Annotated in this window: 11 protein-coding genes; 7 read left to right on the forward strand and 4 right to left on the reverse strand. The window is 66.2% G+C overall.

All coding sequences use genetic code 11. The features are described 5' to 3' along the window. Positions 1-63: 63 nt before the first annotated feature. From VFG49_RS11630 to VFG49_RS11645, 4 genes are all read right to left on the reverse strand, one after another. Positions 64-1,509: an IS5 family transposase gene (locus VFG49_RS11630; RefSeq protein ID WP_324860629.1), complete on the reverse strand. Its 1,446-nt coding sequence runs from the start codon at positions 1,507-1,509 to the stop codon at positions 64-66. A gap of 299 nt (positions 1,510-1,808) precedes the next feature. Beyond that, positions 1,809-2,123, reverse strand: a complete 315-nt coding sequence (locus VFG49_RS11635) for a CcdB family protein (protein ID WP_324860631.1) — start codon at positions 2,121-2,123, stop codon at positions 1,809-1,811. Then, positions 2,123-2,395, reverse strand: coding sequence for a type II toxin-antitoxin system CcdA family antitoxin (locus VFG49_RS11640; RefSeq protein ID WP_324860633.1), 273 nt, complete (start codon positions 2,393-2,395; stop codon positions 2,123-2,125). Before VFG49_RS11640 ends, VFG49_RS11635 begins: the two co-directional genes overlap by 1 nt. Before the next feature lie 80 nt (positions 2,396-2,475). Next, entirely contained in the window at positions 2,476-3,363 is an 888-nt protein-coding gene (locus tag VFG49_RS11645) for a hypothetical protein (protein WP_324860635.1), read from the reverse strand. Positions 3,364-3,596: 233 nt separating this feature from the next. Between VFG49_RS11645 and VFG49_RS11650 the strand changes: the two genes are divergently transcribed. The 7 genes from VFG49_RS11650 to VFG49_RS11680 form a co-directional block, all read left to right on the forward strand. Further along, complete coding sequence (locus tag VFG49_RS11650; RefSeq protein ID WP_324860637.1) at positions 3,597-4,340, forward strand: amino acid ABC transporter substrate-binding protein; 744 nt, start codon at positions 3,597-3,599, stop codon at positions 4,338-4,340. A gap of 51 nt (positions 4,341-4,391) precedes the next feature. Further along, entirely contained in the window at positions 4,392-4,514 is a 123-nt protein-coding gene (locus VFG49_RS11655; RefSeq protein ID WP_324860639.1) for a hypothetical protein, read from the forward strand. Positions 4,515-4,787: 273 nt separating this feature from the next. Next, positions 4,788-6,542, forward strand: coding sequence for a glycosyltransferase family 39 protein (locus tag VFG49_RS11660; RefSeq protein WP_324860641.1), 1,755 nt, complete (start codon positions 4,788-4,790; stop codon positions 6,540-6,542). Next, a complete protein-coding gene (locus VFG49_RS11665; RefSeq protein ID WP_324860643.1) occupies positions 6,539-6,910 on the forward strand; it encodes a DMT family transporter in 372 nt (123 codons plus the stop codon). Before VFG49_RS11660 ends, VFG49_RS11665 begins: the two co-directional genes overlap by 4 nt. Before the next feature lie 14 nt (positions 6,911-6,924). Then, positions 6,925-8,082 (forward strand): DegT/DnrJ/EryC1/StrS aminotransferase family protein, encoded by a 1,158-nt coding sequence (locus VFG49_RS11670; protein WP_324860645.1) that lies wholly within the window; start codon positions 6,925-6,927, stop codon positions 8,080-8,082. Continuing rightward, positions 8,079-9,071: a glycosyltransferase gene (locus VFG49_RS11675; RefSeq protein ID WP_324860647.1), complete on the forward strand. Its 993-nt coding sequence runs from the start codon at positions 8,079-8,081 to the stop codon at positions 9,069-9,071. The genes VFG49_RS11670 and VFG49_RS11675 overlap by 4 nt, the downstream gene beginning before the upstream one ends. Further along, positions 9,068-9,330, forward strand: a 263-nt coding sequence (locus VFG49_RS11680; RefSeq protein WP_324860649.1) for a hypothetical protein, incomplete at its 3' end; no start/stop codon positions are given. The genes VFG49_RS11675 and VFG49_RS11680, both read left to right, overlap by 4 nt.

Genomic DNA, 9,330 nt, shown 5'->3' on the forward strand with positions numbered 1-9,330 from the left:
ACCTGAAAAATTCAGTCTGGGAGCTCGGCGCGGCTGAAAGGTGGCGGATTTTGGCCGCCCACATCAAGCGACTGCGGCATGCGGGCAGAGTCGATTGGCTGCATCCTTGGCGGACAGAGCTAGGCCTGTGAGCAGAGTCAAGACGAAAAAAATCCCGCGGATGCCCAGGCGGGCAATGGCCCGCAGCAGCCAACGGAGATTGAAGCCTGCAGCACAGAGGATCGGGTGGACGGCGTCGCCGCTTTCGCCCTTCAACCAGTTCCGGCGCATGCCGTGATCCGCTTTGACATGACCGATGACCGGCTCGACCGCCTGGCGGCGTTTGAGCATTCTGCGCTGACGACGATTCATGGTTTTGATCCTGCCGCGATGAATCATCTTCACTGGCGCCACTTCCGCATCGACCCCGCGATAACCGAGGTCAACGATGGCAGTGCGGGGTCTGGGCGATCCGGGCAAGTCCTGCAGCAGGATGGTGGTCTGCTCCAGTTGGGCGTGCAGCGTGTGGCCGTCATAGGGATTGCCAGGGAAGCTGCGCGCACCGACGATAAGCCCCTGATTGGCGGTGATCGCCAGGCTCACCTTCACGCCGAACTCGTAGGGCTGACGGGCCTTGCCCTTGGCGACACATTCCACCTCGGGAGCGTGCAGAGCGTAGAGCTTGTTCTTGTCCTTGGCACGTTGCTGCGCAATGCGTCGGGCGCGTTCGAGCCACGGACGCAGACGCTCTTGCTGATCCTCGGCAAGCGCCGTCATCTTGCGTTCGATGTCCCGTAGTACGCGGCCGAGCACGGTGCGCTGGCGCTTGAGCACGGTTCTCAGCCGTTTGAACTGCTTGGCATGCGCATAACCACCCGCACGAAATCGCAACGACTTGCCTTCCCTGGCAAAGGTCTGCTTGAGTTGGATCCCGGCACGTTTGGCCAGTTGCGCCACCTTGGCCCGCGCCACCTCCAGCAGACGGCTGTCGGTCGGATAGGCAATGGCCTTCTCTTGCACCGTGGTGTCGACGATGACCCGTTCGAACTCAGCCGGCTTGATCACCTTCATGTGCACGGCGGCAGCAATCGTGGTGCCCAGCAGTTCCTCGACGCCAGCCTCACCCAGGGCCTGTCGGAAACGCACGAGGTTGGTCGGGTCACACGGCAGCCGCATCTGGAAGTACTCCTCGCCGCAGAAGTACTGCCAGTACACGTTCTCCGCCCAGCGCTCGCACACCGATTCATCGCTCTCGTTGAAGGCATGCTTGAGGTAGAGCAGCCCGACCATCAGCCGGATCGGAAGGCGAGGCCGGCCTGCGGCACTGATGCCTGCACCGGCCACCGCCAACGTCGGTCCAAACAAGTCCTCGCCGACCACGTTGCTGCCATCCTTCGCCTTGCGCGCAAGCACTGGAGCCAAGGCTGCCTCGATGCTGTTCCATGGCATCCGGCTTGCCAGCACTGCCAGCGGATGCCGAAGATCAATCATCCCGTCCAGGCGGCTGCGAAAGAAGTCCGGTGTGCTCATCGGCAAGTTCCTCAAATCTCCCAGGATTCGAATCAGATTCATATTCGATCTGGGAGTTCGGCACGCAGCAAAATTCTTGCTAAGCCTTGCTGCGCCTTACTCTTCGGTATTCCGCAGGGCCGACTACGTCGATGATTATCTGAAGGTGCTGGATTCGGTCCGGATGGATTAAAGCAGAAGCCCATGACCGATGAGACGTTGAACCGATGTGCTTTTTTATTTTCTTCTATGTCTGACTGACGTGTAGAGGCCGAGGACTTTCGAGGCTGGCAGTCCACCCGGGATCGGCGCTGGCGAAATCAGAAGGCACCCATCAAGCGGTCGATCGCCGTCACGAGGACGCCGCTTTCAGCGTGCAACGATCCGACTCGCTCGCCCATCGCTTGCCTGGGAACTGCTGCCATGAAGGGCGGATAGAACACGCAACGAATCCCCTGGAACTCGAAGGGCGGGATCAGGTCGGGTGGCAGCCGAGCCCCGGGATGCGAATCGGCCCTGATCAGGGGCACCACGACAGTCGTGCTCAAGCCGGCGAGAAATTCGCTCTGAACATCGACGAGAAAAGGCGCGGTGCCCGTGTCGTCCTTGTTCACATAGACGTCGAATCGCGCCATCAGAACATCCGATGCCTGGCAAGTGGCAGCCCGTGCTGCTCGACGAACGCATTGTGCGAGGCGATGAAATCTGCATTTTCCGCTGCCCAACGCTTGCCTCGCTCGACGCGGATCGCTTCGCGCATTGCCATCTCGAACACACGCGAGAAGTTCAGTTCGAGGGCTTTGCCTTCTTCGTACAGGTCAGCGGGCAACGTCACGTTCGCCGCCTTGCGCGGCCTGGCTTCTGTTGTGCGGCCCATCATCGCCTCCATGCTGGCTATCATGCGCATGATAGAACATAACGTCCGTGCGCGGGCAAGTGCGCTTCCGCGAAGTGGCGGCCCGTAAGCAGCCCGGGACCGACAGCCCGTCAGGGAATATCGGTGTCGCGCTCCATCGACGTCACGTCGATGCGCTGCACCTTGCCGTCCTGCTCCACATCCGTGCGCAGCACGAAGGCCGCTTCCGGGCAGTACCAGTCGGTCACATGCATGACGGTCGGCTCCATCTTGACGAGGTCGCCGCCCACCACCAGCGCGCCGATCGACGTGCGCTTGTCGTAGGCGATCGGCAGGCACTCCTTCTTGCCCATCGCCGTGTCGATCAACTGCCGTTTGCCGACGTGGCGCGAGCTGACGATGATCGAGGCGCGCGAGGTCTCCATCGTCCCCACCACTTCGTCGCGCGTGAGCGGATAGATCTTGAGCGACAGGCTCGACTCGAAAGTCTGGCCGGGCAGCGTCTCGCCTTCGCGGATGGTCAGGCCGGCGTAGTTGAACACCCCGGTGCCCTTGAAGGCCGCCTCGCCGAACATGCGGGCGTACCTGCCGCGCGCGTTGATGATGGCGTGCTGGCTCTCGATGCTGAGTTCCTTGTTGGGCGTGCGGTCGATATTGATCACGTGGACCTGCTGCATGATCACCGGCGGTCCCATCAGGGCCGACATCGCCGACTTCGACGTGATCTCCAGCTCTGCCCGGCAGCCAGTGGGACTGGACACCGCGTCGTGCAGCGCCATGGTGATCGACATCGGCAGCGCGCCGTCGCCCTCCATCTGGACCTTGGAGCCGGACTTGAACCACGGGGCATCGCAGAGCGAAGGCGCGCCGCCGCCCGGGTGCGCGGGCTTCGGCGGCTTCTGCGGAGCGCTCTCGGGCGTGCCCTCCGGCGCGCCGCCCTGGGCCGCATTGTGCGCCGGCGCTTCCTGGCTCCATGCATGTGCCGCCCCGGCCAGCAGCCCGGCCAGCGCTATCGCCACAGTCCTCCGTGCTGCCTGCGTCATGTCAGCCCTCGCGTCCTTCCCCGTCGCCGCCGGGTCGTGCGCCCGGCATGGCCGATATTCTGCGCTGTCCCGGGCCAATTGTGCGCGGATGTGACCGGCGGGATGCAGCATGTGGGGCGGAGGCCGCGGAATTTGCTTATGACCAATCCGTCCTTCACGCGCCGCACCGGAGGGTTTGCCCTCAGGCCTTTCGCGTCATTCCGCCGACCATGCCTTCTTTCGCTTCCGCAAGCGCCTTCGCCCGTCCCCTCGCCGCCCTGCTGGCCGCGCTCTCGCTGGCCGCCGCCCTGCCCGTCCGCGCCCAGTCGCCTTCGCCCGTGCTCGACAAGATCCGCGAGACCGGCATCATCACGCTCGGCTACCGCGAGTCGGCGCTGCCGTTCTCCTTCCGTGACGACAAGGGCCAGCCGGCCGGCTACGCGGTCGACCTGTGCCTGCGCGCCGCCGAGGCCGCCCGCCAGAAGCTGGGCCTGAAGGACCTGAAGGTGCGCTGGGTGCCGCTGACGCCGCAGAACCGCATTCCCGCCGTGATGAACGGCCTGGTCGACCTCGATTGCGCCCCGAACACCAACTCGCTGGAACGCCAGAAGCAGGTGGCGTTCAGCGTCTCGCACTATGTCTCGACGGTGCGCATGCTGGTGCGGGCCGATTCGGGCATCCATTCGTTCGACGACCTGCGCGGCAAGACCGTGGTCACGAGCGCCGGCTCCACCGGCGACCGCCACGTCCGCCGCCTGAAGGTCCGGTATGGCTACAGCGACGTCTACGCCAAGGACCACGGCGAGTCGTTCCTGCTGCTCGAATCGGGCCGCGCCCAGGCCTTCGTCATGGACGACGTGCTGCTGGCCGGCCTGCGCGCGAAGGCAAAGGACCCGTCGAAGTACCTGATCGTCGGCCCGGCGCTGTCGGTGGAGCAGAATGCGCTGATGCTGTCGAAGGCCGACCCGGCGTAGAAACAACTGGTCGACCAGACCCTCGCGGGCGTCTTCGCCGGGCCCGACGCCGTGGCGCTGCAGAAGCGCTGGTTCCAGCAGCCGATCGGCGCGCGGGGCGTGAACCTGAAGCTGTCACCGTCGGACGAAGTCGTGGCGGCCTGGAAGCATCCGTCAGACATCGTCACTGAATGATTCCGCGCGTCCTTCCGCTTCCTCGTATATAGACTCCGGCGAAGCCCACCCGGCACCCATGTGACCCCTTCGTGGGTCGGCGAGGCCGGGCCGCGTGCTACCATTGCGCGCCTCGCGCGGCACTGGGTTCCGGCGGACGGCCTGCCCGTCACCAGATGCGTCCTATCCTGCACACTGTGCACCGACTGGCACCCTGCCGCGTTGAACCTGACTTCGCAGGGACCAGCACGGACCGGATGGCCCGCGCCCGTCCCATTTTCGCTCTGGAGCCCTATGCGACCTTCGTCGACCTCGCGGTATGCCGGCATTTCGGCCGGCGTCATCGCCCTGGTCTGCCTGTTCGTCCTGCTGGTGTGGTTCGGCACGCTCGACGGGCGCTGGCTGTTCCGCCCGGACGAAGGCCGCTACGCCGAGATCTCGCGCGAGATGTTCGCCTCGGGCGACTGGGTCACCATCCGCTACAACGCGCTCAAGTACTTCGAGAAGCCGCCCTTCCATATGTGGGTGACGGCAATCACCTACACGCTGGCCGGCGTGGGCGACTGGCAGGCGCGGCTGTGCGTGGCGCTGTCGGGCGTGGTCGGCGCCGTGGCGTCGATGGCCGCCGCCGCCCGCTGGTACGGCGCTCGCGCCGCCCTGCTGACCGGACTGGTGCTGATCGCTGCGCCGATGTGGACCGTCACAGCCCACTTCAACGCGCTCGACATGACGCTCTCGGGCGCCATGGCCTGCGTGCTGGCCTTCATGCTGATCGCCCAGCACCCCGACGCCACCCCCACCGCGCGCCGCAACTGGATGCTGGCGTGCTGGGCGGCCATGGGCGTGGCCATCCTGACCAAGGGTCTGGTCGGACTGGCGCTGCCGGGGCTGGTGCTGGTGGTCTATACACTGGTGACGCGCGACTTCGCGCTCTGGGGCCGGCTGCATCTTGTCAAGGGCATCGTGCTGATGCTCGCGGTGACCGTCCCCTGGTTCTGGCTCATCTCCGAGCGCAACCCGGCCTTCCTGCACTTCTTCTTCATCCACGAACACTGGGAGCGCTACACGTCCACCGTGCACTCCCGGCAAGGCGCGATCTGGTACTTCGTGCCGCTGCTGGTCGCCGGCTTCCTGCCGTGGCTCGGCCTGACGCCGCGCATGTGGGCCGTGGCGCGCGAGCATGCTCCCGTCACCGGCGCCGGCCATGCCACGCGGCCGCTGCGCGCCGGCCTGCTGGCCATGCTGTGGGCGGTGTCGATCTTCGTCTTCTTCAGCCTGTCGGATTCCAAGCTGCCGGGCTATATCGTGCCGGTCTTCCCGGCGCTCGGCATCCTGGCCGGCGCGGCGCTGGACCATATCAACGACCGCTCGTGGAACCGACAGATCACCGCCATGCAGGTGCTGGCCGTGATCGGCCTGATCGCCTGTCCGTTCGTGTGGCGGATGGACCGCCCCAGCACGCCCAACGAGGTCTACCGCGAGTTCACGCTGTGGATCCTGGCCGCCTTCGTGGTAATGCTGGCTGCCGCCGTGATCGCGCGCCGGCTGTTGCAGTCGCGCGGCGTGATGCCCAGCATCCTCGCCTACTCGCTCGGCTTCTTCCTGAGCATCACGCTGGCGCTGCAGGGGCACGACGCGATGGGCCGCCGCGCTTCCGGCATCGCCCTGCTGCCCGCCATCCGCGCCGTGCTGACCCCCGACATGCCGTTCTACGGCGTGGGTATGCTCGATCACACCCTGCCCTTCTACCTGGCGCATCCGCTGGTGATGGTCGAACATCCCGACGAGTTGGAATTCGGCACGCAGCAGGAGCCCGACAAGTGGCTGCCGACCATGGCCGCCTTCGCCGACCGCTGGCGCAACGGCCCGCGCGCCCTCGCCGTGATGGCGCCGCAGACGTTCGACGCGTTGCGCGCGGAACGGCTGCCAATGCATACGATCGCCGCCGACAATCGGCGTATCGTGGTCAGCAACTTCATCCCCGACGCCACGCAAGCCGGCCAGGCCACCGGCCCGGCGGCCTCACAGCCCCAACCTTCGCAGCAATGACGCTCTCCACTTTTGCTTTCATCTTCGCCGGCGTGCTGCTCAACGCCTGCGCCCAACTGGCCCTCAAGGCCGGCGTGAACGCCGTCGGCGCCATCACCATCGAGCGCGCCACGCTCCTCACCACCGCCTTTCGCGTGCTGAGCCAGTGGCCGGTGCTGGCGGGGCTGACGATGTATGTTGTCAGTGTGGGCGTGTGGATCGTGGGGCTGTCGCGCGTGGACGTGTCGGTGGCCTACCCGATGCTGTCGCTCGGCTACGTCGTCAACGCGCTGGCCGCCTGGTGGCTGTTCGGCGAGATTCTCGGCCCCGCACGGGTGGCAGGCATCCTGCTGATCCTGGCCGGCGTTTTCCTCATCGCCCGTTCCTGACAAGGACCCGCCCAATGAGCTTCCTTCCCTTCGTCCGGCCCGAGATCGACGCCGACGCCATTGCCAGCGTCAGCGCCGTGCTGGCCTCCGGCTGGATCACCTCCGGCCCCAAGATGCAGGCCTTCGAGGGCGCCCTGTCCGACCTGTTCGGCGGCCGCCCGGTGCGCACCTTCGCCAACGGCTCGGCGACGATGGAAATCGCGCTGCGCATCGCCGACATCGGCCCGGGCGACGAAGTCATCACCACGCCGATCACCTGGGTGGCCACGGCCAACGTGGTGCTGGCGGTCGGCGCGAAGCCGGTGTTCGTCGACATCGATCCCGTCACGCGCAATATCGACCTCGACGCTGTGGAAGCCGCCATCACTCCGCGCACCCGCGCCGTGATGCCGGTCTACCTGTCGGGGTTGCCGGTCGACATGGACCGCCTGTACGCCATCGCCCGCGGGCACAACCTGCGCGTGATCGAGGACGCGGCCCAGGCCATCGACTCGCGCTGGCGCGGCCAGCGCATCGGCGCCTTCGGTGACCTCGTCAGCTTCAGCTTCCAGGCCAACAAGAACATCACCACCATCGAAGGCGGCTGCCTCGTGATGAACTCGGCCGAGGAAGCCCTGCGCGCCGAGCGCCTGCGCCTGCAGGGCGTGATCCGCACCGGCGTGGACGGCATGGACGTGGAAGAGCCGGGCGGCAAGTTCAACCTGACGGACGTGAACGCGGCCATCGGGCTGGCGCAGCTCGAGAAGCTCGACCGCATCACCGCCCGCCGCGCCGAACTGGCGAAGGCGTACTTCGCGGCCGCCGCCGACGCCAGACTGGCCGACCTCGGCATCGAACTGCCGCTGCCGCTCGACCCGCAGAACGCCACCACCAACTGGCACATGTTCCAGGTGGTACTGCCGGTCGACCGCATGCAGGGCGGCCGCGCCGACGCCCGCCGCCGCGTGATGGAAGCCATGCGCGATGCCGGCATCGGCACCGGCGTGCACTATCCGCCCGTCCACCTCTTTACCTACTACCGTTCTCTCGGCTGGCGCGAAGGCATGCTGCCGGTGGCCGAACGCATCGGACGCGGCATCGTCACGCTGCCGCTGTTCCCCGCCATGCAGACGGCCGATGTCGAACGTGTCTGCGCAACCCTCAGCGAAACATGCAAACGCCTCTTCCAATGAGCCAGGTCGAAGTGTCCGTCGTCATCCCCGTCTACAACGAGGAGGATGGCCTGCAGGCGCTGTTCGACCGTCTCTATCCCGCGCTCGACGGGCTCGGCGAGACGTACGAGATCGTCTTCGTCAACGATGGCAGCCGGGACCGCTCGGCGGCGCTGCTGTCAGCGCAGTTCCGGCTGCGCCCCGACGTGACGCGGGTCATCCTGTTCAACGGCAATTTCGGCCAGCACATGGCGATCCTGGCGGGCTTCGAGCACACGCGCGGCAAGATCGTCATCACGCTCGACGCCGACCTGCAGAACCCGCCCGAGGAAATCCCGCGGCTGCTGGAAGCCATGCGCGCCGGCCACGACTATGTGGGTACCATCCGCCGCCAGCGCGAAGACACCGCCTTCCGCCGCTACGCCTCGCGCGCCATGAACCGGCTGCGCGAGCGGATCACCAAGATCCGCATGACGGACCAGGGCTGCATGCTGCGCGCCTACAGCCGCGACGTGATCGACACCATCAACGCCTGCCGCGAGGTCAACACCTTCATCCCGGCGCTGGCGTACACCTTCGCCTCGACCCCGGTGGAAATCGAGGTCGGCCACGAGCAGCGCCATGCGGGCGAGTCGAAATATTCGCTGTACCAGCTGATCCGCCTGAACTTCGACCTGGTGACCGGCTTCTCCATCGTGCCGCTGCAGTGGTTCTCGGCGGTGGGCACGGTGCTGTCGCTGATGTCCGGCGGCCTGGTGGTCGTGCTGCTGGCACGCCGCTTCCTGTTCGGCTCGGAAGTGCAGGGTGTGTTCACCCTGTTCGCCATGAACTTCTTCCTGATCGGCATCATGCTGTTCGGCATCGGCCTGCTGGGCGAGTACGTCGGCCGCATTTACCAGGAAGTGCGCGACCGTCCGCGCTACCGCATCCAGGCGGTGCTGGAGGCCAATACGCGCCAGCGCAGCGCCGACGGCGTGACGGAAGTCAGCACGCAGGGAGCGATGGAGTGAGAGCCGTCGTCTTCGCCTATCACAACGTCGGCGACCGTTGCCTGCGCGTGCTGCAGGCGCGTGGCGTGGAGGTGGCGCTGGTCGTCACCCACCGCGACCGTCCCGACGAGAACATCTGGTTCCGCCGCGTGGCGGATACCGCCGCCGACCTCGGTATCCCCTTCATCTATGGCGAGGACCCGAACGATCCGGCGCTGGCCGAGGCCGTGCGCGCGGCGCGTCCGGACGTGATTTTCTCGTTCTACTACCGGGCCATGAT

It is taken from the genome of Dyella sp., from assembly GCF_035685885.1.
Lineage (GTDB): Bacteria > Pseudomonadota > Gammaproteobacteria > Xanthomonadales > Rhodanobacteraceae > Dyella.